The following is a 25,503-nucleotide window of genomic DNA, read 5'->3' on the forward strand; positions in this document are numbered from 1 at the left end:
CATTTATTGATAATATGTTTATCATTTAATGATATTAAATATTCGGAAAGTGTCGAAAAAAATGATAGGAAAAAAAACATTAGTCACACAATCTTTAATAAATTGTTAATAAAACATGATAATTATCACAATTACTTTATAAATTATTGGATAAGGCAGTTGTTTACTCAGTGCGGGCGGGTATGAAATGCTGGAAATTCTGCGGCATAAGCGTATCTGGTCATGCCCTGTTTGAGGAATTGAGCATGATCGCGATATCAATATCAATACAGTGATCAACATCCGGCAGAAAGGCATATTGTAGGCACTGAAATTTGTCGTTTCTGCCCATAGAGGACAGCGTACATTCGTCGCACAGATGGTTGTGGCCTGAGAAGTGGAAGCCTCGCCGTTTACAACGCGGAGCAGTCACGACACTCTCAAACACTTTGACCTGAATGAGTTGGAATTTTGCCCAAATTACTTGAGATTTGTTATTAATGCGGCAATAGAAATTCACTACACCAAATTGAAAATAGTACTATTTATTATTGGAAAAGGACGTACCCATCACATTACTACAGTTGCAGATAAAATATAACATATAATACTATATGTTATATTTTATCTGCAACCAAAGTCAGGAATAACTCAATGTCAGTACCTACGCTAAAACATTTTATTAATGGTCAGTACGTCGAATCGAAGGATGTTGATTACTTCGATCTCATCAGTCCAGTAACTGGCAAGGTTAATGCTCGTTCCCCGAACGCCAGCCAATCCGACGTTGATGCTGCTTATACAGCAGCTAAGCAAGCAGCCAAAGAATGGGGTCTCAGTACGCCCTCACAACGTCAGAAGGCTTTGCTGCAATTGGCCGATGCTGTAGAGAAGAATAGGGACCGATTGATTGAGGCTCAGAGCCGAAACACCGGGCAACTCAAGCATCTGATCGCTTCAGAGGAAGTCGCTATTTCAGTGGATCAAATCCGTTTCTTCGCTGGTGCAGCGCGTTTTCTGGAGGGTAAAGCTACAGCTGAGTACATCACAGGGCTGACTTCCAGTATCCGACGCGAACCACTAGGAGTAGTCGGCCAAGTTACACCCTGGAACTATCCATTGATGATGGCAGTCTGGAAACTTGCTCCAGCACTGGCAGCAGGAAATACCGTGGTATTAAAACCCAGTGATACCACACCTGAAAGTACGTTGCTGTTCGCTGAGCTGGCTGCGCCCTTCTTTCCTAATGGCACCATCAATGTGGTTCTGGGTAAAGCTGATGCAGGTGAGCGGGTGATTTCACACAAGACTCCTGCACTAGTTTCCATCACAGGTTCGGTACGTGCTGGCATGCAGGTCGCGGCATCAGCCGCCGCTAATTTGACCAAGGCTCATCTTGAACTGGGTGGCAAAGCACCGGTGTTGGTGTTTGCCGATGCCGATTTGGATAAAGCTGCCGGAACCATCTCTATTGCTGGCCTGTTCAACGCCGGTCAGGATTGCACGGCCGCGACCCGTGTGTTGGTCGCTGAATCAGTGTATGACCAATTCGTCTCCAGACTTATTGAACAGGTTAAGGGTATTCGCTTCGGTGACCCTGACGATGAAGATGCTTTGTATGGCCCGTTGAATAATGCCAATCAGCTCGAGCGAGTTAAAGGCTTCATTGCTCGATTACCTTCGCATGCCAGGGTTGAGATTGGCGGTAAGCAAAGTGATCGCCCGGGTTTTTACTTTGAACCGACTATCATCACAGGCTTGCAGCAGGAAGATGAAGCTATCCAGACAGAAATCTTCGGTCCGGTTATTACCGTACAAAAATTCAAGGACGAGGCCGATGCACTGGAGAAGGCTAATGACATTGAGTATGGTCTGGCTTCTAGCGTGTGGACACGTGACCATAGTCGAGCCACGCGTCTATCACGGGATTTAGACTTCGGTACCGTGTGGATTAACACCCATATCCCACTGACTGCCGAAGCACCACATGGCGGCTTCAAAAAGTCTGGCTACGGCAAGGATTTGTCAGCCTACGGCTTCGATGAGTACACGCGCATCAAGCACGTGATGAGCGCCAATGACTAACAGGAAGAAAACTATTATGCCACAAAACAAAACCGTGCGAGACCTTGTCGCACGTGCCCATCGCGAATTATTTGACGAACGCGACATAGGTGCGTTGGATCGCTATTTTTCGCCGGATTTCATCGAACATTCACCATTAGTCGCTGATGGCTTAACCGGTCTTCAGGAATTAGTACAGACACATCCTAAACTTCGTCACGAGACCCACCGAATTTTGCAGGATGGTGATCTGGTTGCCATCCATGGCCGCTTTACCGGCCTGAATGACCATCCGTTGGTCGGTTTTGACATTTACCGCGTTGCTGACAACAAAATTGTCGAGCATTGGGATGGGCTGGTACCCGAAGCCGCGCACAACGCCAGTGGCCGAACCCAACTTGACGGTCCAACTGAACCGGGCGCTGAGCATGATCGAGAAAAAAACAGGGCATTCATCATTGAGTATTTTACCCACACGCTGATCGAGAGCGACTACACTGGGTTTCGCCGTTACACTGATGGTAAGCGCTTTCTGCAACACAGTCCGGATATCGCCGATGGTATTGAAGAGGTCATCTCTTTCCTAGAGAAACTTAAGGCTGAGGGCAATGGACTGGAATATGATCGAATCCATCGTACTGTAGCCGATGGTCAGTTTGTGCTGACACATTCTGAAGGTCGCATCGCTGGTGCTCGCCATGCCTACTTTGAACTGTGGAGGATGGAAAACGGCAAGTTAGCCGAAATGTGGGACGCCATCACGCCAGTACCGGAAGATAACGAAGCCAAGCATGGGTACGGGATTTTTTGATGTCGCGTGAATATATAATGGCAACTGACGCCTATCAGGTATTTGAGGGAACGTTTATGAGTACAGCCCCTCTTGTCTATACACCGATCGGCCAGACTTCGCGTGCGGAGCAGGTCGTCGAACGACTGAGCAATGCTATAGTCGTCGGGCTGTTGGAAGCCGAATCACAGCTTCCCAATGAAGCTGAATTATCGCGGCTTATGGGCGTATCACCCGTTACTGTGCGCGAAGCATTAAACACCTTGCGCGAACGTGGCTTGATTGATACCCGACGCGGCAGAAATGGTGGTAGCTTCGTTTGTCAGGTATCGACCGAGACGATGTTTGCCCATCATCCTTTGCGGCTGATGACGTCGGCTTATCTTGCTGATCTGGGTGAATTCCATAGTGCATTGGTCGGCCACAGTGCACGGCTGGCAGCACAACGTTCAATGCCCAGTGAATCGAAGCGCCTGAACGAGTTAATAGATACCTTTGCTAGTGAGAAGCAGCCTGATGCCCGTACACAGGCAGATATGCGCTGTCTGCTGACCATCGCAGCCCATGCGCAGTCACCACGCCTAGCCAATCAAGAATTAGAAATTCAAGCGGAATGGGTGCCTTTGTTGACGTCGTTGTATCAAAACGACGAAACACATGCCGAAGCCGTAGCGGCCTATCGCAGCATCCAGCAAGCACTGCACAGTGCAGACGCTCTGGCTGCCTACGTAAAGGCTCAGGATATGATCGCGATGCTGACTGACCGACTGCTCGCACATAAGCTCAAGCTCAATATTATGCAGAAGGACGCAGTATCGGACGATTGATCCACATATAAAAAAGGAGATCAGCGATGCACACAGATGTTTTCATTGAGCAGGTGAAGGACACCCTTGAAGGCATTATGGACAATGCAGCTCGCTCGGCGGCGGGCTTGGCCGAGTTTGTCGTTAACATTCTCCATCAACAGCCACGCACATCCGTTGGTACGTTGACTGTAGAGCAACGTCAGGCGCTTCAGAACGGTATCCGAGACTGCCTCAATGCCACGCCATTTTGCAACGGGGCAGGGTTCGCCAGTCATGCACAGTCCGGCGATGAACCCGGCTATTGGACGTTGGAATGGTGGTTTAAAGACGGCCACCACATTCACCCTTTACAACTGGAACGCAGTCAGGAAACCTGCCAACGTCTGGATTTTCGTACCTTCGATTGGTTCGATCAGCCTGCATGTCGCCACAGACCCTACATTGAAGGGCCATATGTAGACTATGTTTGCAATGGCGACTACACCATCACGGCTTCACATCCCGTGATGATTGGAAAGATGTTCGTTGGCGTCGCTGCTGTAGATGTCTTGGTATCCACGCTTGAGCGCCAGCTACAGCCGGTGCTCAGTGCACTGGGACGTCCCGCTCTGATCGTTAATTCCCAAGGTCGGGTTGTGATTTCGACTACGCCGCGTATCCATACCGGCGCACTTTGGTCTGACATGGACACGGTCGTTGCAGCTCATGCACTGCGGCTGGTTTTTCCACAAACAGTGTCAAGGCAAATACATTCTTCTTCAATTCCATATTATCATCACCAAGGATCTCATTCATGACAGCAAACAATCTGGCCGGACGCCGCAGTGCGGCCATTGCTAAGGGCGTGGGAGTAACCACGCAAATCTATGCCGAGAGAGCCGAAAACGCTGAGATCTGGGACGCCCAGGGACAGCGTTATATTGATTTCGCAGCGGGTATCGCTGTAGTCAACACTGGTCACCGACATCCACGTGTGATTGAAGCGGTCAAGGCACAGCTCGACAAATTCACCCACACTTGCCATCAGGTTGTACCCTATGAGAATTACGTTGCCTTGGCTGAACGCTTGAATCGGCTTGTACCCGGTGACTTTGCTAAGAAAACTGTGTTCGTGACCACTGGGGCTGAAGCAGTGGAAAATGCTGTTAAGATGGCTCGCGCTGCCACCGGTCGGCAAGGTGTGATTGCTTTCAACGGTGCCTTCCATGGTCGCACTTTTCTGGGAATGGCCTTGACTGGTAAGGTTGTACCTTACAAAACTGGCTTTGGCTCGTTGGTAGGTGATGTTTACCGAGTTCCGTACCCGATGGAATTACATGGTATCAGCGTCGAACAGACCTTAACGGCTTTGGGTCAATTGTTCAAGGCTGACATCGAACCTTCACGTGTAGCCGCCATCATTCTGGAACCGGTTCAGGGTGAAGGCGGCTTCTATCCTGCTCCACCAACCCTAATGAAAGCACTGCGTGAGATTGCTGACCGTTACGGCATCGTCCTGATCGCTGACGAGATCCAGACCGGCTTCGCACGGACCGGCAAACTTTTCGCAATGGAACATTACGACGTTGTACCGGATCTGACCACTGTAGCCAAGGGCTTAGCCGGTGGCTTTCCTCTGGCTGGAGTAGTTGGCCGAGCTGAGATCGTCGATGCCGCACAGCCGGGTGGGTTGGGTGGTACTTTCGGTGGCAACCCAGTCGCGATTGCTGCCGCACATGCAGTACTTGATGTGATCGAAGAGGAAAAATTGAGTGAACGTGCCATCATACTTGGTAACCGGCTCAAACAACGACTCAACACATTACGTGCGCGAGTTCCGCAGATAGCTGATGTGCGAGGTCCCGGGCTAATGGTTGCAGTGGAATTTAACCATGCTGATAGTTGGGAACCAAATCCAGACTTTACTGCTGCCGTTCGGCTGGATGCACTGGAACGTAACCTAATCTTATTAACCTGTGGCGTACATGGCAACGTAATTCGCTTTCTTCCACCTCTGACCATTCAGGATGCTGTGTTCAACGAGGCTCTGGATCGCCTTGAAGAGGCATTGTTGAATGTTGCTGCCAGGGAGGCTATCTGATGAGCACAGTGATACTGGTGTTGTGCTCAAAAATTCACCCAACAGCTACAAAAGGGAGAATAAAGGATGAAAAGTTATGTACAGGCGTTGAGATACTACGTCACGTTCAAAGGTCGTGCTACGCGGTATGAGTTCTGGGGATTTCTGCTGTTTCACTTGCTGGTGATTTTGCTGATTTCCTTTTTGGAAAGAGAGTTTGCGATCGCCAATCCGGAGATCTACATGGGAAAATTTACCGGGCTTTACTTGTTGGTGACTTTCTTGCCTGCATTGGCGGTGACAGTGCGTAGGCTACATGACAGCGGCTTGAGCGGTGGATGGGTACTGTTTGGTGTCGTCCCTCTGTTGGGCTGGTTGATCGTGTTGGCACTGGCAGCAAGAGGTAGCATTGGCAGCGATGGTACATCGGGTTCCAAACTCGAAGGAAGCACATCTGGCTTAACACGTTAACTCGGCACACTTCAACCGATTGGAAGATAACCATGTCAATGAACAGAAGAGATTTCATTACCAGTACAGCAGCACTGTCGGGTGTATCACTACTGACTTCCTTACTGCCTACAAAGTTACTTGCCGATGTGCCCGGAATTTCTGCGGCAGCCATCAAGCCGGAACTGCTATCAGACGCACGGATGGCACCAACCCGCTTGGGCATCGATTCACGGATTTGGAACTGGCACAAGAATGCGGCTCATTCTGGCCCCATGCCGATGAACTGGTATGAGGCCACCTTGACCGAGTGGCCTAGCTTTGGAAAATTGCCGGGTGATCAGACTTGCGATGTGGTTGTCATCGGTGGTGGCTTGTTGGGTGTTTCTGCTGCATTACATTTAGCGGAATCTGGTCGGGATGTAGTACTCATCGAGAAAGACAATATTGGTTCAGGTGCTTCTGGGCGCAATGGCGGGCAGATTACGCCTGGGTTAGCGCGCTGGGAAGCTGAAACGATGGCAGATAACCTATCGCCTGATGAGGCCAACCGTCTGTGGCGCTTTGCCTCGGTTGAAGCAATGGAGCTCGTCGACGAACTCGCCGCGCGTTATGATTTTACCTGCGACCGAAAACGTGGACACATTACCGCTGCTGTGCATCCGGGACACATGGGGGTTTTGGTCAAAAACGCTGATGCCCGACGGCAACTCGGAGATTCTGCCTTACGCATCATTGGGTCACATGAGCTACAGGAAATGGTGAAATCGGATATTTACCACGGTGCAACCATCGATAGCATTGGCGGGCAAGTTCATCCATTGGCATTACTGCGCGGTATGGCCTATGGTTTTTGTCAATCGGGTGGCCGTATCTATGACGGCACGGCAGTCAAAACCATTCAGGACACACCTCAAGGTACAGTTGTAGTGACTGACTTTGGTACCGTCAAGGCACGCGAAGCTGTCGTATTGGCGGTGCATTATGCAACTGAGGAGTTTTTATCCAATGGAAATACTACTGTGCCATTTTACACTTACGTAGCTGTTACTCCCCCACTTCCGGTTCACGAGTTGCTGCCGGCGGATCTACCGGTTTACGACACTCAGTTACAGATTGATTACTACCGAGCGGTGCGTGGCAATCGACTGTTATTCGGCGGCCAGGGTACTGGTAATTCATGGTCACCGCGTGATGTGAACAACTACCTGCTCGAACGTATCCGCACAGTCTTTCCGCAACTGCACAATCCTGAGCTTGAATACTCTTGGAGCGGTATCAGCGACATTACCCTTAATGGCGCTATTGATGCCCGCAAGAGTGACGGCCAGATTCCACGCTATCTGGTTCATGGCTGGAGTGGTCATGGTGTGGCACAAACAGTGCGTATCGGTAAGGCAATAAGCGATGATATAACCGGCCGCAATGACGACTTTACCATGCTTACCCGCATCGAGCATGATGAAATCCCGCTAGGTAAATACCTCGGTCCGGTGGCAATTCCACTGGTTAAGGGCGCTCTTAGCCTGAAGAGTCTGTTTAATCCTGCGGAGGTGGTCTCGTTCTGATGAATATGTCGATCTTGTACACATTGCCCGACTATTAAGATAAATTGGCCTAGTACTAGTGCTGTCTGGGGTTAGCTAAACTAACTTAGCCTCGTTCGGCGTCATTGAAGCCGTTATATTCCGGAATTCTTTTGGTGACTTGTTCCCCGCCCTATCACGGGTCCGGCGGAAGAACTCTCGAAAATGACGAGTAACGAGGCCTCAATGTTTTTTAGATTAAAATCACATTTTCAGTACGACTCTGCTTTAGCTTGTTCGCTGCTCTCTTTCCTGCATTGCAAAAGATAAGAAAAAAGGTTCGTCTTCCAACGCCGGTCTGTTCACAAACTTCTGCGGCCGCTTTAGCTGAATTTTCGTACAAAGTTCTGGCGTTTTCACATTTCTCAATGTGGGGTCGTGGGCGGCCACCACGTTTACCTCTGGCTTTAGCCGCCGCTCTTCCGGCTGCTGCCCGTTCTGCTTTTCATGGGCGGTTCATCTCCAAGCAAATTCACCATTTGGTTGCCAGCCCGGAATATGTGGAAAAATACGGTGCTCCCACAAGGCCGGAAGATTTAAGTAAACATCATATTTTGGCTTACAAAGGTGCTATGGGGCCACAATATTGGTCATTTACACGAGGCGGAAAAAAAGTTCAGCTGTTACCGGAACCCAAAATAGTTTCAAATAACGCAGAAATGCTGACCCTTGCAACTGAAGATGGCGCGGGAATTATTTTGTTTCCCGACTGGCAGATAAGCGCATCCCTAAAGCAAAAGAAAGTGATTGAATTAATGACGGATTTTGAGGTTTCAACAGGTGTACCCGACCAGTCGATATATATGCTTTATCCTGGAAATCAATATCCGTCCCTGAATACACGCGCTGTTATTGATTTTTTTCTGGAAAAATTTGGTTCACCACCTTATTGGAAGTATCCCTGATAGTGAAGATATCATTTAAGCATAATATCAAACTCATTTATTCAAGCTAATTTGCATTGATACTGATAAAGTCCGCTTAAAGATATATAACCAGCCAATTGATGAGGAAAGATATGTCTGTGATTACCACTAAAACCATTATCTATGAGCTTATTTCCTGGATTGAAAATAATCTTGATAATCGACTCAATATAGATACTGTTGCTGAGCGATCAGGGTATAGTAAGTGGCATTTGCAACGCATATTTAAAGAGATAACCGGCGAATCTCTGGGACGTTATATACTCAAACGTCGACTATACAAGACCGCGGTAGCGTTATGGTTTTCTGGGCAAAAAGCTTATGAAATTGCAATGCGTTATCAATTTGAGTCGCAACAATCATTTTCACGTTCATTCAAATCGCATTTCAGCGTCACTCCGGGGATTTGGAGAAAAACCGAAAACTTAGAGTTAAATCGGCTATTTCCGCCTTTTACCTCAGCAACATTCAACATCCCTGAGCCTACCCTGAAAAAAATAGAAGGTTATGATATTTTCATCCATAGTGATGCAGGTTATTCCATCATTGAAGAGGACTCAAATAGCAACCAATTCTATGATGATGCAAATAATAACCTATATAAACTATTAGAGAAAAACATCCATGGGCCAATAGATACCTATGTCATCATTAACCATGAACCTTCAAAAAATACAGGTAATTTTGCTGTTCGCATTCAACTTGGGCACAATGCATCCGGTTATATTCAAACATCAAAAGTTAATGTTAAGGGTAACTACCTGGTTTTTAAATGGTATGGAAAAAACAATGAGTTCAGCAAGCGAGTACAGCAGATCTATGAGTGTTTGCTCCTTGGTTCTTCTTATGTGTTACGCCCAGATCCTGATATAAAAATCATACGTGACTTTAATGTATCAAATCATGCTCAGGATACGTATTGGGATTATGAATATTTAATCCCCGTTGTATAATTTTATTGCTGGTGTATTTCGCCAGATTTCAGAAGCCTCATGGAACTGATAGCGATTGACGATAATTGGCCTCCTCCATGAGGCCCTATTCTCGCTTATTAATTAAATTGATTTTTTCTTAAATGAAGTTATTCATAAAATCTACTGATACTCACTCTATTTTGATCAGATACGATAGCTTCCAGCAACTTTTCATAATACTTCGCAAGTTTATTGGCAATCTCGTCAGTGTACAGTTCTGGGTTATAGCTTAGTTCACATATGATATTCTGCGATGCATTGACGAAATTTATCCCCAATGACTGAAAAGGCACCGGATCAACTTTTATCATTTCCATATCGAGATTGGGTAACGATATTTTGCTGCTTTCTGGGCTATCCGCGTAGTTGTAGAAATTCTGGGCATCCATATAATTAAAAATAACATTAAATATACAATCCCTGGTCTTTTCTCCTACGTCATCAATCACCGCAGCCATGTGAATATCTGAATTCTCCAGCGAATTATAAATAAACTGGCTGACTTGCAGAATGATGTCATGAAGGCTCATCTCTTTGCTGATAGTGGATTTCACAATCAGGTCATCCAAGAACAAGCCCATGATCTGATGGCTATCGATATGGGAACGATCTGCCTGTGGTGAGGTGATAACATGTTGCGATTCACCAGAATACATAAAGAGACAAGCGTGGAACAACGCCATATATAGCATGTAAGGGGTGATTTTATGGGTTCCGCAGTATTGTGAAACGGCCTTATCCAGTGATTCAGGCGTATTAATATTGATGACTTTAAATTGATTCTTTGTATCCATATGCTTGCTGAAAGGAACAGGGAAGCTACGCCCATCCGTATTAATATCAGCAAATTGTTGCCGCCAGAATTTTAGTTGATTTTGATATTTTTCAGTCTTATGACGTTCATGTGAATCATACGCAAAATCAGAGTATTGCATTGAAAGAGGCGGAAGAGTAATTTTTTGTTCCTGTGAGTATGCCGTATACAATGTCTTCAGTTCATTCATAAGAATATTGATAGACCACCCATCGGAAATAATGTGATGAATGTTAATGAACAAAACTGAGCGTGTTTCTGACATCGGCAATAAAAATGTCTTGAATAATGGGCCAATGAATATATCAAAAGGTGTCTTTAATTCTGTTTTCCAGAGCTTGTTAATTTCAGTGGCAATGTGTTCTTTTTCTAATCCTTTTGGCAACAAATCGATGATTTGTAAATTGACTTTCATATTGTTATTGGGCGTGATGAAAACTTGTCCATCTTCTTCGTAAAATCGTAATCGTAAACTTTCATGTCGTTCTATAATCACAGACAAACTTTTTTCCAATGCCCTTTTATTCAGTTCCCCCTCCAGCAAAAAGAAGAGTGGAATACTGAAAGCATCATCCAACAGACCTTCTTTGGTCAAAGACCAGAACATTTTTTGATAGTAAGAAATCGGTATTCTTTTATCCGTTATATTTCTCCTATCGGATACATTTTCTGTTGGCGAATGTGATGTTGGCGATAATGTGGATATGCCTTGCTCTTGAATGCTGCGGATCAGATTGGCAATCTGGGCAATGGTTGGGTTCGCAAACATATTATTCATGCTGAAGTTGTTGCATAAATCATTTTTTATAGAGGTCGTTATTTTCACCGCCAAGAGTGAATGACCACCGAGTGCGAAGAAATTATCATAAATACCAACTTGGTTGATTTTCAGGTGTTTTTGCCACAATTGACAGAGTTTTTCCTCCATTTCATCCCGTGGTGCGACATAAGTTTGGTGGTGTACGTCACCATCATTTGGCACCGGCAGCGCTTTTTTATCTATTTTATTGCTCAATGAAAGTGGCATGCGTTCCATTGGGATATAAAGGCTGGGGATCATGTATTCAGGCAATTGTTTTTTTAGGGCCGCTTCCAGTAATTTGGGAAGCTCTCCACCAATGGCAGAGATTTTCGGATAATTAGCCAGATGGGTTTGGCTATATTCATGGCGAGCCTGCACGGGAGGCAATTCATGGCGGCTGAAAATCACATCCAGCAGGTCAAATTGCTGTTGTGACCATGTCACGCCGCATTGATAACCGCACTGTTCAGCATATTGGAGCAAGGATTCGAACGCCGAAATTTGCGCCATCGCTTCTGATGTCAAACTACCATCATTTGTCAATGACGAGATGATTTGGCTCGCTGGCCAATGGCGCAACCCTTCTGCCACTTCAACATCATCTTTAATACGGGCGTTGGGAATACCCGAGACACCGAACGTATCGTATGTTCCTGCTTCCAACTGACTGTTAATTTTATCAATCGTATTGAAATTGAACCAGACCACAGACTGTTCGTGGCATATCGCCGCAGTTTCATCGCGTTTATGTAAGATGACTTCATAACGATAACGCAGCATTTCATTGTCGCCGATGCCCCGTTTAACCAGAATATCCACGCGGTCAATTTCCGGATAACGTGTTGGCAGTTGGGTAAAGTAAGTCGGGCTGAGCAGGAATTCTTCTTCTTGCTGTAACCGCCTATGGACACGATTTGCCAGTGTTCCTGCGTCGATGCGCTGCCCATTGCAACGGCTTTGTTCTAGGGCTGTCATGTGGGCTGTCAGCAGATCTAAATTGCGGATATCCCCCAACAAAATGTTTCCCCCTGCTTCAACGACCGGCAATAATTGGGCAATCACTTTGTCCAGATATTGTACGTTGGGGAAATATTGAACCACCGAGTTAATGACTACCGTATCGAAAGTATCGTTCGCGCCCCCCCCTAAATTCAGGGCATCCCCCTGATACAATTGGACATGGGACCAACCCCGCTGTTGCAAGGTTTGCTGGTGCCGCGCCAGAACTTCTGCCGAAATATCGGTTGCCAATACCGATTCACACTGTTCAGCATAGCGATATAATAGCAAGCCCGTGCCACAACCGATTTCCAGTAAACGACGCGGATGCAGATCATTGATTCGCTGAACGGTACCCGCCCGCCACTCTTCCATTTGCTCAAGCGGAATGGGCTTATCGGTATAACTGTTTACCCGACCGCCAAAATCACTGTCAGCATCATCCTGATCGGCAACAGGATTTTTGTTGGTTCTTTGCCGATATTGTTCATCAAAGATTTCTGTCCAACCCTTCATGTAATCGGCATTAAATTCGGTGGCTTTCTTAGCCAACCAGTCTGTGCTTGGGCAAACATAGGCAATCAGTTTTTTATCTTCACCGTCGCCATGTGTGATCACCGCGGCACTGCTTAAAATGTTCTGTTCTGCCAAGACAGATTCGATTTCCCCCAACTCTATTCGGTAACTGCGAATTTTGACCTGCGAGTCAATGCGGCCAATGAATTCCAGCTCACCGTCAGGCGTCCAGCGCACCAAATCACCGGTACGATAAAGTCTGGCGGCCGGATCAGCGCTAAATGGGTCACGGATAAATTGTTTTTCCGTCAGTTCTGGCGCGTTCCGGTAACCGCGCCCCAATTGGACACCGCCGATATGCAATTCCCCCACTGCGCCCAGAGGGACTAGATTGCCATCGGAATCCATAATGCGCATCACGGCATTTGGCAACGGTTTGCCGATCGTCACCCGCTTATCTGCCGTCAATAATCCGCTGGTAATAATGGAAGTACATTCTGTCGGGCCGTAGACGTTGAACAGTTGGCGCTCTTGTGACCACTGTGCAGCAATATAGGGCGGCACCGCTTCCCCGGCTAATAACAACGTTGAAACGCTGCGCCATTGATTGAAAGCCAAATGGGGCAACAACGCTGGTGGCAATATCGCATGGGTAATTTGGTGTTTTTCAACAATATCATTCAGTAATTCAGGGGAACGGCGCTGGTTTTCAGAAAGAAGGTACAGCGTTGCCCCGTACGCCAATGTCATAGCCATTTCCAGAATGGCTGCATCAAAGCTCCATGACGCAAATTGCAAGACACGGCTATTGGCATCAGCGCCATACAAATCCGCCTGCGCATGTGCCAGATTAACCCAGCCTTTGTGTTCCAGCATCGCGCCCTTCGGCCTGCCTGTCGAACCCGATGTGTAGACAACATAAGCCAGATGATTTTCAGTCAATGAAAATGGACGGTCAGTAATATTATCGGTAGATAAATTTTTCAGCTTTGACTGTATGTCGGTGGTATCAAGGCAAATGACTTTTTGTTGACTGACAGGTAATTTTTCAACCAATGATGTTTCAGTCAGGATCAATTCTGCCCCGCTGTTCTCCCGCATATACCGGAGGCGCTCTTTTGGATAACTGACATCCAGTGGCACATAAGCGCCACCGGCTTTTAAAATTCCCAGCAGGACAACAACGGCCTGCAATGAGCGCGGGAGGCAAATCGCCACCAAGGTGTCCGGCTGAATACCCTGTTCCATAAGGTAATGTGCCAATTGGTTGGCTTGTGCATTCAGTTCTCTATAACTGAGCGAGCTTTCGCCAAAAACCAATGCGTTTTTTTCAGGCGTGAGCGCAACTTGTTTTTCAAACAATTCATGGAAACACAGGCCGCGCGGGTACTGAATTTGAAGCCCATTTAATTCACGCAATAATGTGTGTTTTTCAGCATCAACTAAAAATGGAAGAGCATGGGCGGGTGGCTCGACATTAACCGAATTTTCACCCATCGTTTCAACAATGCTGGTCAGCAGGGTTTCGTAATTGTCGAGTAAGCGGTCAATGGTAGCATCGTTAAACAGGTTAGTGTCTGCAATCCATAAAATCGTTAACTCATCTCCTCTTTCATAAACAAGCACTTCCAAATCAAACCGGGTCGTGAGCAACGGCTTTTCTTCTCCAGAAACAGCGTTTTCCTGTTCCCAAATGATATCGAATTGATTGTTTTGTACAGAGAAAATTATCTGGAAAATGGGGTTATGATTTAAATGCCGCTCCGGACTGAGTGTTTCCACCAACTTTTCAAAAGGCAAATCTTGATGGTCATAGGCATCCAGAATAGTACGTCTATTTTGCTTCAATAATTCACTGAAAGTGAGTTGCCCTGATAAATCAGTCCGGATAACCAGCGAATTGACGAAAAAGCCGATCAGGGGTTCTATGTCTCGGTGCCTCCGGCCCGCTATCGGCATGCCGACCACGATATCTTTTTCATCGCTGTAATGGCTGAGCAAGACGGCAAAGGCCGTTTCCAAAAACATAAATAATGTCACTTTATGTTTGGTACACAGTTCCCGGATTTTTTGAGTCAGATGCTGCGAAATCTGTTGCGGGTAAACTCGTCCTTCAAAACCTTGTTTTTCCGGGCGGGGATTATCCAGCGGAAAACAATGTACAGGAGGAATGCCGGCTAACTGGTTTTGCCAATACGCCAGTTGTTTTTCCAGAACCTCACCTTGCAGCCAATTCCGTTGCCATTGGGCATAATCGGCATATTGAATTTTTAACGGAGGCAGCGGATTAGGCTCCCCCTGACAGTAAGCCCGGTATAAAGTAAGAAGTTCACTGAGGAAAATCGGAATAGACCAGCCATCGTAGGCGATGTGGTGCATCGTATAGATGATGGCATAATCTTCTGCGGCCAGTTTAATGACCCGGATACGCAGCATTAAATCGGTACTGAGGTTAAAAACCTGACGCCCTTCTTCTTTATTAATGTGTTTTAATTGGCGTTCTTTTTCGGCTTCCGGAAGTGATGATAAATCATGATAGAGCATGGGCAGTTCAAAGGCCGCCGCAATCACCTGCCGCGGTTCGTTGCCAATAACTTTAAAATGGGTGCGCAAGGCTTCATGGCGTTCAAGCAAACTTTTTACTGCCGCTTCGAATGCCTCAATGTTGATTGATTCCCTTAATCTCAAATCCCCGGTACCATTGTATTGTGGGCTGCTGCCGTTAGCCTGATCAATCAGCCACAAGCGCTGTTGGGCAAATGAGAGTGGATAATCACTTGCATGCTCATCACGCTGGATGTCTTGCAATTGATATGTATTCGCTTTTTCCGCTGAGTTAGCGTAATTCAGGAATTCAATCAATTCTTGCTTATGCTCTTTCCATTCGCTGAGCAACTCCGGCGGTATCGTGTCATTCTGAGTCTCATATTGTAAGCGGTTATCTGCAACAAACAGCGTAATTCCTTGCCTTAACGCTTCATTGACGATCTGGGCGATGTTTTTCATATATCCCCTCTCAATAATGTTTGTGTTTTCCCTTGCTCTGTCTGGAGATGTTTTCTTCTTGTCTGAATAAGATGAATCGTGACAATTTGTGATAATTTTTCCAGCGTTGGATTTTCGAAAATACTCTTCAATGGAATTTCGACATTGAGTTCATTGCGTATTGAGCTGATAAGGCGTGTTGCCTGAAGTGAATGTCCGCCCAAAGTGAAGAAATTGTCATAGACTCCAATCTGGCGAACTTTCAGTAAGTTTTGCCATAACTCACAAAGTTTCTTTTCTATTTCATCTCTTGGGGCGATATAGGTCTGACGTCGCAGATCGTCCTCGTTAGGAATAGGCAGCGCTTTTTTATCAATTTTATTGTTCAGGGAAAGCGGCATGCGTTCCAGTGTGATATAGAGGCTGGGCACCATATATTCCGGTAATTGCTTTTTCAGGGCCGCTTCAAGGTGTTCTGAAAGTTCACCGCTAATTGATGAGATTTGCGGGTAGTTTGCCAAATGGGTTTGGTTGTAATCAGCTCGCGCCTGTATCTGGGGCAATGCACCGCGGCTGAAAATCACATCCAGTAAATCGGGCTGTTGTTGTGACCATGTTATGCCACATTGATAACCGCACTGTTCTGCATATTGGAGCAACAGTTCAAACGATTGAACCTGTTCCGCTGAATGTGGGGAAAAACTGCCCGCTTGCTCCGATGAATAAATGAATTGATTGGCTGGCCAATGGCGCAATCCTTCAGACAATTCAACATCATCTTTAATACGGGCATTGGGAATACCGGAAACAGCCAATATTTGCTCTTTCCGTTGTAGCATATCGCGTAAATTTTCGAGGGAAACAAAGTCTCGCCAAGTGAAAGGCGCATGGGCAGAAGATCCCGCACTGTTTGTGCTTTCCTCTTGCTGATTGCTGACAGCTTTTTTATGCAATATGACGTCATAGCGATAGCGCAGCATTTCATTGTCACCGATGCCCCGTTTAACCAGAATATCGACTCGCTCAATCTCCGGATAACGTGTTGGCAGTTGGGCAAAATAAGTTGGACTGAGCAGGAACTCTTCTTCTTGTTGCAACCTTCTCTGGACACGGTTTGCCAGTGTTCCCGCGTCGATTCGTTGCCCATTACAGTGGCTCTGCTCTATGGCTGTCATATGGGCCGTCAGTAAATCTAAGTTACGGATATCCCCCAACAGAATGCTTCCGCCTGCCTCAACGATCGGCAGTAACTGGGCAATCACGTTGTCCAGATATTGCACATTGGGGAAATATTGAACCACGGAGTTAATGACCACCGTATCGAAAGTATCGTTCGTGTTTACCCCCAAACTCAGGGCATCCCCTTGTTGCAACTGAACATGGGACCAACCCCGCTGTTGCAAAATTTGCTGGTGTCGTGCCAGAACTTCTGCCGAAATATCGGTTGCCAATACTGATTCACACTGTTCAGCATAGCGATATAACAACAAGCCCGTACCACAACCGATTTCCAGTAAACGCCGCGGATGCAGGGTTTCAATGCGTTGCATGGTGCCTGACCGCCATTCTTCCATCTGCTCAAGCGGGATCGGCTGGCGGGTATAACTGTTTACCCAACCGCCAAAATCACTGTCAACGTCATGCTTATCGACGATAATGTTTGCAGCCGTTGTTTGCCGATATTGCTCATCAAAGATTTTTGTCCAACTGTCCACGTAATCGGCATTAAATTCAGCCGCTTTCTCAGCCAACCATTTAGAGCTTGGGCAAACATAGGCAATCAGTTTTTTATCTTCACCGTCGCCATCTGTGATCACCGCTGCACTGCTTAAGATCGCTTGTCCGGACAGAACGGACTCGATTTCTCCCAACTCTATTCGGTGGCTGCGAATTTTGACTTGTGAATCAACGCGGCCAATAAATTCCAGTTCACCGTCAGGCGTCCAACGCACCAAATCACCGGTGCGATACAACCTGTCGCTCGGATCATCACTGAATGGGTCGCGAATAAACTGTTTCTCTGTCAGTTCTGGCGCGTTCCGGTAACCACGTGCCAATTGAATGCCACCGATATGCAATTCACCTACCGCGCCCAGAGGAACTAAATTGCCATCAGAGCCGATGATACACATTACTGCATTCGGCAGTGGTTTACCGATCGTCACCCGCTTATCTGCTGTCAATAATCCGTTGGTAATAATGGAGGTGCACTCTGTCGGGCCGTAGACGTTGAACAGCCTCCGGTCTTGCGACCATTGTGCAGCAATATAGGGAGGCACTGCTTCCCCGGCTAATAACAACGTTGAAACACTGCGCCATTGGTTGAAATCCAAATGAGGCAGTAATGCAGGTGGCAGTACCGCATGGGTAATCTGGTGTTTTTCAACGATATCATTCAGTAATTCAGGGGAGCGGCGCTGGTTTTCAGAAATAAGGTACAGTGTTGCCCCGTACGCCAATGTCATGGCCATTTCCAGAATGGCGGCGTCAAAACTCCATGACGCAAATTGCAACACACGGCTGTGGGCATCAGCGCCATACAAATCCGCCTGCGCATGTGCCAGATTAACCCAGCCTTTATGTTCCAGCATGGCGCCTTTGGGTTTGCCTGTGGAGCCAGAGGTGTAAATGACGTAGGCCAGATGATTTTCAGTCAACGGGAATGGACGTTTGGTTATATTTTCAATGGGTAAATCTTTCAGCTTTGACTGTATATCGGTGCTGTCCAAACAGATGAATTTCTGCTGGTTGAGTGGCAATTGATCGGCCAAGTTCGTTTCTGTCAGGATCAGTTCGGCACCACTGTGCTCCAGCATGTATTGAAGGCGCGCTTTCGGATAGCTGATATCCAACGGAACATAAGCACCACCGGCTTTTAAAATTCCCAGCAGTGTAATCACTGTTTCCATCGTTCGGGGAAGACAAATTGCCACCAAGGTATCGGGCTGAATACCCTGTTCCATCAGGTAATGCGCCAATTGGTTGGCTCGTTCATTCAACTCGCTATAACTGAGCGAGCTTTCACCCAATATCAACGCGGTTTTTTCAGGCGTGAGTGCAACTTGCTTTTCAAACAGTTCATGGAAACACAGGCCGCGCGGGTACTGGGTTTGAGGCCCATTTAATTCACGCAATAATGTGTGTTTTTCCACATCATTCAAGATTGAAAGCTTATCAATGGATGGCTCTTTATTGCTTGCATTGAGGCTCATCGCCTCAACAATGCTGGTCAGCAATGTTTCGTAATTGGTGAATAACCGGCCAATCGTGTCGCGGTTAAACAGGCAGGTGTCCGCAATCCATAAAATGGATAATTCATTCCCCTCTTCATAAACATGAACTTCCAAGTCAAATCGGGTCGTGATGAAGGATTTTTCTCTATCTGGAACAATCGTGTCTTGTTCCAGCGTCGTGTCTTTTTGGTTGTTCTGTACGGCGAAGATTATCTGAAAAATAGGATTATGATTTAAATGCCGCTCCGGACTGAGTGTTTCTACCAACCTTTCGAAAGGCAAATCTTGATGGTCATAAGCCTCCAGAATGGTACGGCTGTTTTGCTTCAACAATTCACTGAACGTGATCTGTTTTGATAAGTCAGTCCGGATAACCAGCGAATTGACGAAAAAACCGATCAAAGGTTCTATGTCCCGGTGCCTCCGGCCCGCTATCGGCATGCCGACCACAACATCTTTTTCACCGCTGTAACGGCTGAGCAAGACGGCAAAGGCCGTTTCCAGGAACATAAATAATGTCACTTCGTGCTTGATGCACAGTTCCCTGATTTTTTGGGTAAGATGTATCGGGATACGTTGTGTAAGAATATGTCCTTCGAAACCTTGTTTTTCCGGACGAGGATTATCCAGCGGGAAACGATGCAAAGGAGGAATGCCGGCTAACTGGTTTTGCCAATACGCCAGTTGTTTTTCCAGAACCTCACCTTGCAGCCAGTTACGCTGCCATTGGGCATAATCGGCATACTGGATTTTTAACGGAGGTAACGGATTATACTCACCTTGGCAGTAAGCGCGGTATAAAGTAAGAAGTTCACTGAGGAAAATCGGAATTGACCAGCCATCATAGGCGATGTGATGCATGGTATAAATAATGACATGGTCATTTTCTGCCAGTTTAATGACCCGGATACGCAGCATCAAATCGGTACTGAGGTTAAAAAGTTGATCTTCCTCTTCTTTATTAATGTGTTTTAATTGGTGTTCTTTTTCGGCTTCCGGAAGTGATGATAAATCATGATAGGCCATGGGCAGATTATAGCTCGTCGCAATTATCTGCCGCGGTTCGTTATCAATGACTTTAAAATGGGTGCGCAAGGCTTCGTGGCGTTCAAGCAGGCTTTTCACTGCCGCTTCGAATGCCTCAATATTGATTGATTCCTTTAATCTGAAATCTCCGGTGCCGTTGTATTGTGGGCTACAGCCATTAAGCTGATCAATCAACCACAAACGCTGTTGGGCAAATGAGAGTGGATAATGTGCGGAGCGACCGTCACGGGGAATATCCTGCAATAAATGATTTTCAGTATCAGCTTCCGCATCAATTGAGGTTAGAAATTCAATCAATTCTTGCTTATGAGTTTTCCACTTGTTGAGCAACTCCGGCGGTATCGTGTCATACTGAGCCTCATACTGTAAGCGGTTATCTGCAACAAACAGTGTAATTCCTTGATTTAATGCTTCATTGACGATCTGGGCTGCGTTTTTCATATATCCCCTCTAAATAATGTTTGTGTTTTCCCTTGCTCTGTCTGGAGATGTTTTCTTCTTGTCTGAATAAGATGAACCGTGACAATCTGTGAAAATTTTTCCAGCGTTGGATTTTCAAAAATGCTTTTCAATGGAATTTCAATGCATAATGCATTGCGTATTAAACTGATCAAACGTATTGCCTGAAGTGAATGCCCGCCTAGTGTAAAAAAGTTGTCGCGAAGCCCCACCTGATGAACTTTCAGCAAGTCCTGCCATAACTGGCTAATTTGTATTTCAATTTCAATTTCATTTTCTGGTGCGATATACGCCTGTTGACGCAAATCGCTGTCTATTGGGGTCGGAAGTGCTTTTTTATCAATTTTATTGTTCAGGGAAAGCGGCATGCGCTCCAGTGTGATATAGAGACTGGGCACCATGTATTCCGGAAGTTGCTTTTTCAGGGCGGATTCGAGGTGTTCTGAAAGCTCACCGCCAATCGATGAAAGTTGCGGGTAGTTCGCCAAATGGGTTTGGCTGTAATCAGTTCGCGCCTGTATCTGGGGCAATGCGCTGCGGCTGAAAATCACATCCAGTAGATCGGGTTGTTGTTGTGACCATGTCAAACCGCATTGATAGCCGCACTGCTCTGCATATTGAAACAAGGACTCCAGCGCTTGAACCTGTTTGGCGGCCTGAAGAGAAAATTTTCCGGCATATTCTGGCGGATGGAGTATTTGATTGGCTGGCCAATGGCGCAATCCTTCTGCCACTTCAACATCATCTTTGATACGGGCGTTAGGTATGGCTGAAATACCAAAGGTATCGAACGTTCCGGCTTGCAACAGGCTGTAAATTTCTTCGGTTGTCTTAAAACCAATTGCATTGAAATCAAACCAAGTGACAGGCGGGGCCTGATAGGGTTCTGCATCTTTAGCTTGTTTATGTAAGATAACGTCATAACGATAGCGCAGCATTTCATTGTCGCCGATGCCCCGCTTCACCAGAATATCCACGCGGCCAATCTCGGGATAACGGTCCGGCAGTTGCGCAAAGTAAGTCGGACTGAGCAGGAACTCTTTTTCCTGCTGTAGCCGCCGTTGAACACGGTTTGCCAACGTTCCCACATCAATGCGCTGTCCATCAGCGTGACTTTGCTCTATGGCTGTGATATGGGCCGTCAGCAGATCTAAGTTACGAATATCTCCCAGCAGAATTTTTCCCCCTGCTTCAACTGCCGGCAGTAATTGGGCAATCACGTTGTCCAGATATTGCACGTTGGGGAAATATTGAACCACTGAGTTAATGACCACCGTATCGAAAGCTGCAGGTATTAAAGCTCCTGAATTAAGTGCATCCCCATGCCGCAATTGGATATGTGACCAACCCCGCTGTTGCAGGATAGGTGGGTGTCGCGCCAGAACCTCTGCCGAAATATCGGTTGCCAATACCGATTCACACTGTTCGGCATAGCGATATAGCAGCAAGCCCGTACCACAACCGATTTCCAGTAAACGGCGCGGATGCTGGACTTCAATGTGTTGCATGATCCCCGCCCGCCACTCTTCCATCTGCTCAAGCGGAAGCGGTTGATGGGTATAACTGTTCAACCAGACGCCAAAATCACCGTCATGTTTATCAGTGATAATGTTTTCCGCCGTGGTTTGCCGATATTGCTCATCAAAGAATTTTGCCCAGCTTTCCATGTAACTGGCATTAAAGGTAGTTGCTTTTTCTGCCAGCCACTCGGTGTTAGGGCAAACATAGGCAATCAGCTTTTTGTCTTCACCGTCACCATGCGTGATCACCGCGGCACTGCTTAAAATCGCTTGTCCGGACAGAACGGATTCGATTTCTCCCAACTCTATCCGGTGGCTGCGAATTTTGATCTGCGAATCAATGCGGCCAATAAATTCCAATTCACCCTCAGGCGTCCAGCGTACTAAATCACCGGTGCGATACAGCCTGTCGTTCTGATCATCACTGAATGGGTCGCGAATAAACTGTTTCTCTGTCAGTTCTGGCGCGTTCCGGTAACCACGTGCCAATTGAATGCCCCCGATATGCAATTCGCCCACCGCACCAAGGGGAACTAAATGACCATCAGAATCCATAATACGCATCACGGCATTCGGCAGCGGTTTGCCAATTGTTACCCGCTTATCTGCCGTCAATAACCCGCTGGTAATAATGGAGGTGCACTCTGTCGGGCCATAGACGTTGAACAGTTGTCGCTCTTGTGACCACTGTGCAGCCATGTACGGTGGCACCGCCTCTCCAGCCAACATGAGCGTTGAAACACTGCGCCATTGATTGAAATCCAAATGAGGCAGTAATGCAGGCGGTAAAACCGCATGGGTAATCTGGTGTTTTTCAACGATATCATTCAGTAATTCAGGGGAGCGGCGTTGATTTTCCGAAAGAAGGTACAGAGTTGCCCCGTAAGCCAATGTCATGGACAATTCCAGAATGGCCGCATCAAAGCTCCAAGAGGCAAATTGTAATCCGCGAATATGTGAACCTGCCCCAAATAAAGCCGCCTGCGCATATGCCAGATTAACCCAGCCTTTATGTTCCAGCATCGCGCCTTTGGGTTTGCCTGTAGAGCCAGAAGTGTAAATCACATAGGCCAAATGGTTTTCAGTCAACGGGAATGGGCGTTCGGTGATGTTCTCAGTTGGTTTGTGTTGTAACTGTGCTTTGATTTCATCACTATCCAGGCAAACGACTTTTTGCTGATCAATCGGTAGTTTTTCTAACAGGTGTGTTTCAGTCAGAATAATCTCAACCTGACTGTGCTCCAGCATGTATTGGAGGCGCGCCCTTGGATAGCTGGGATCTAACGGAACATAAGCGCCGCCCGCTTTAAGAATCCCCAATAGCGCGACGATGACTTGTAAAGAACGGGGAATGCAAAGAGCGACCAATGCATCGGGTTTGATGCCTTGTTCAAGTAAATAGTGGGCGACCTGATTGGCTTGCTGATTCAATGCTTGATAGCTTAGCGTGCTGTCACCAAAAACCAACGCCATTTTTCCGGGATGTAAACTCACTTGCTTTTCAAACAATTCATGGAAACAAAGCCCATCATGATTCTGCTTCCTCGGCCCATTCCGATGATGTAATAAAATTTGTCTCTCAGAGTCAGACAAGAGCGGTATTTCGTGAACGGAAGGTTCTTTATTTACGGCATAATGTCCCGCACTGTATTTCATTACCTCGACTATATTGGAAAGTAATGTTTCGTAATTGACCATTAATCTATCAATAGTATTTCTATTAAACAGACTGGCGTCTGAAATCCATTCCAAATATAATTCGTTGTCTTTTTCGTAAATATGAACTTCCAAATCAAAGCGCGCTTTCCAAAACGGACGTTTTTTTATTTCAATATGTTTATTCTGTTCCAGCATAGTATCTTGCTGGGTATTTTCTAAGGTAAACACTATTTGGAATATGGGGTTATAATTTAAGTTTCGTTCCGGACTGATTTTTTCTACTAAAGTTTGAAAGGGGATATCTTGATGGGCGTAAGCATCCAAAATGTTGCGGCTGTTTTGTTTCAATAGTTCACTGAACGTTAATTTTCCCGACAAATCGGTTCTGATCACCAAGGAATTAACAAAAAAACCAATCAGAGGTTCTACGTCATGGTGTGTTCTGCCTGCCAGCGCCGTTCCTACCAGAATATCTTTTTCACCACTGTAACGACTGAGTAATACGGCAAAGGCTGTTTCCAAGAACATAAATAATGTCACTTCATGCTGGGTACACAACGCTCTGACTTTTTGGGTAAGATACATCGGGATTCGTTGTGTATGAATATGCCCTTCTAGACCTTGTTTTTCCGGGCGGGAATTATCCAGCGGAAAATGATGAATCGGTGAAATACCGGATAATTGCTTTTCCCAGTAAGTCAGTTGTTTTTCCAGAACCTTGCCTTGCAGCCAATCCCGCTGCCATTGTGCATAATCGGCATATTGGATTTTTAACGCTGGCAGCGGATTTTTTCCATCGTGACAATAAACCCGATATAAGGTGAGAAGTTCTTTAAGAAATATCTCCTGTGACCAGCTATCACAAGCAATATGGTGGACGTTATAGATAATGGCATAATCTTTTTCAGCCAGTTTTATTACTCTCATTCGCAACATCAAATCTGTATCGAGTTTAAATATTTGATTCTCTTCTTCCTCTGTCAATTGTTTTATTTGCTCTTTTTTTGCTGCTTCTGGAAATGCTGACAAATCATAATAGTTAATGGGTAAATCGTAGGTCGTTGCGATGACTTGCCGAGGTTCATTATCAATCGTTTTAAAATGGGTGCGCAAGGCTTCATGGCGTTCAAGGACCGTTCTCACTGCTGCCTCAATCGCCTGAATGTTAAGTGATTCCCGTAGTCTAAAGTCTTCTACACAGTTGTATTGCGCGCTGCCTTCGGTTAATTGGTCAATGAACCATAAGCGCTGCTGGGCAAATGAGAGTGGATAATCCGCAGCGCCCGCATTGCGCTGAATTTTTTGTGTTTGGTGTATTTGAGCTTCTTCCGTTGAATCCATCTGACTGAGAAAGTCGGTCAATTCTTGCTTATAATTTTTCCATTCATTGAACAATTCTGACGGTATACTGTCTCGGTTGGTTTCATACTGTAATTGGTTATCAACAACAAATAGCGTAATCCCTTGATTTAAAGCCTCATTGACAATTTGAGCAGCATTTTTCATATGATACTTTTCACCTTTCAATGGTTTTTGTGTTGTTTTTCCTCAGTGTGGAAGTAAGTTCTTGTTTTGTAATTAACAGCTATAAAACATCTTAAAGCCCTTACTTTTATGGAGGAGAAAAATATGAATGTTTTAATACAGGCGTGAGGTATTGGATAATATATATTTATAATCTTTATAATTTGATACAGGGAAATATCACATTTATATTTTATGCACACATTGTCTGAGGAATGGTTCCTGAAATAAAAAATAAGGTGGGGGTTTTACTTTTAAATAGGCTTCCATTGAAGCACAATGAGTAATTACAGTCATAAATACAATGT

12 protein-coding genes are annotated in these 25,503 nt (G+C 46.0%); 9 read left to right on the plus strand and 3 right to left on the minus strand.

Annotated elements, in window-relative coordinates; translation table 11 throughout:
- The first annotated feature begins 633 nt into the window (after nt 1-633).
- The 9 genes from Xsze_RS16615 to Xsze_RS16655 all read left to right on the plus strand — a co-directional run bounded on the left by Xsze_RS16615 (nt 634) and on the right by Xsze_RS16655 (nt 9,616).
- Nucleotides 634-2,064 (plus strand): gamma-aminobutyraldehyde dehydrogenase, encoded by a 1,431-nt coding sequence (locus Xsze_RS16615; RefSeq protein WP_038235860.1) that lies wholly within the window; start codon nt 634-636, stop codon nt 2,062-2,064.
- Nucleotides 2,065-2,080: 16 nt separating this feature from the next.
- Nucleotides 2,081-2,854 (plus strand): nuclear transport factor 2 family protein, encoded by a 774-nt coding sequence (locus Xsze_RS16620; protein ID WP_038235862.1) that lies wholly within the window; start codon nt 2,081-2,083, stop codon nt 2,852-2,854.
- A gap of 56 nt (nt 2,855-2,910) precedes the next feature.
- Nucleotides 2,911-3,660: a FadR/GntR family transcriptional regulator gene (locus tag Xsze_RS16625; protein ID WP_038235945.1), complete on the plus strand. Its 750-nt coding sequence runs from the start codon at nt 2,911-2,913 to the stop codon at nt 3,658-3,660.
- Between the two features lie 26 nt (nt 3,661-3,686).
- Nucleotides 3,687-4,439 (plus strand): cache domain-containing protein, encoded by a 753-nt coding sequence (locus Xsze_RS16630; protein ID WP_051462324.1) that lies wholly within the window; start codon nt 3,687-3,689, stop codon nt 4,437-4,439.
- Nucleotides 4,436-5,722, plus strand: a complete 1,287-nt coding sequence (locus Xsze_RS16635) for a 4-aminobutyrate--2-oxoglutarate transaminase (RefSeq protein WP_038235864.1) — start codon at nt 4,436-4,438, stop codon at nt 5,720-5,722. Before Xsze_RS16630 ends, Xsze_RS16635 begins: the two co-directional genes overlap by 4 nt.
- Before the next feature lie 66 nt (nt 5,723-5,788).
- Nucleotides 5,789-6,172 (plus strand): DUF805 domain-containing protein, encoded by a 384-nt coding sequence (locus Xsze_RS16640; RefSeq protein ID WP_038235865.1) that lies wholly within the window; start codon nt 5,789-5,791, stop codon nt 6,170-6,172.
- A 32-nt stretch (nt 6,173-6,204) separates the two neighbouring features.
- Nucleotides 6,205-7,719 carry an NAD(P)/FAD-dependent oxidoreductase gene (locus Xsze_RS16645; RefSeq protein ID WP_038235867.1) on the plus strand — a complete coding sequence of 505 codons (1,515 nt, stop codon included), beginning with the start codon at nt 6,205-6,207 and terminating at the stop codon, nt 7,717-7,719.
- A 251-nt stretch (nt 7,720-7,970) separates the two neighbouring features.
- Nucleotides 7,971-8,642, plus strand: a complete 672-nt coding sequence (locus tag Xsze_RS16650; protein WP_244431766.1) for a substrate binding domain-containing protein — start codon at nt 7,971-7,973, stop codon at nt 8,640-8,642.
- A gap of 113 nt (nt 8,643-8,755) precedes the next feature.
- A complete protein-coding gene (locus tag Xsze_RS16655) occupies nt 8,756-9,616 on the plus strand; it encodes a helix-turn-helix domain-containing protein (RefSeq protein ID WP_051462326.1) in 861 nt (286 codons plus the stop codon).
- A gap of 128 nt (nt 9,617-9,744) precedes the next feature.
- On the opposite strand, the gene Xsze_RS16660 is transcribed toward Xsze_RS16655, so the two are convergent.
- Genes Xsze_RS16660 through Xsze_RS16670 form a run of 3 tightly spaced genes read right to left on the minus strand, consistent with a single transcriptional unit; the run spans nt 9,745 to nt 25,177 of the window.
- Nucleotides 9,745-15,774 (minus strand): non-ribosomal peptide synthetase, encoded by a 6,030-nt coding sequence (locus Xsze_RS16660; RefSeq protein WP_038235869.1) that lies wholly within the window; start codon nt 15,772-15,774, stop codon nt 9,745-9,747.
- Nucleotides 15,771-20,474: a non-ribosomal peptide synthetase gene (locus Xsze_RS16665; RefSeq protein ID WP_084616174.1), complete on the minus strand. Its 4,704-nt coding sequence runs from the start codon at nt 20,472-20,474 to the stop codon at nt 15,771-15,773. Before Xsze_RS16665 ends, Xsze_RS16660 begins: the two co-directional genes overlap by 4 nt.
- Entirely contained in the window at nt 20,471-25,177 is a 4,707-nt protein-coding gene (locus tag Xsze_RS16670; RefSeq protein ID WP_038235871.1) for a non-ribosomal peptide synthetase, read from the minus strand. The genes Xsze_RS16665 and Xsze_RS16670 overlap by 4 nt, the downstream gene beginning before the upstream one ends.
- Between the last annotated feature and the right edge of the window lie 326 nt (nt 25,178-25,503).

Source organism: Xenorhabdus szentirmaii DSM 16338, from assembly GCF_002632585.1.
In the GTDB taxonomy this organism is placed as follows: Bacteria; Pseudomonadota; Gammaproteobacteria; order Enterobacterales; family Enterobacteriaceae; genus Xenorhabdus; species Xenorhabdus szentirmaii.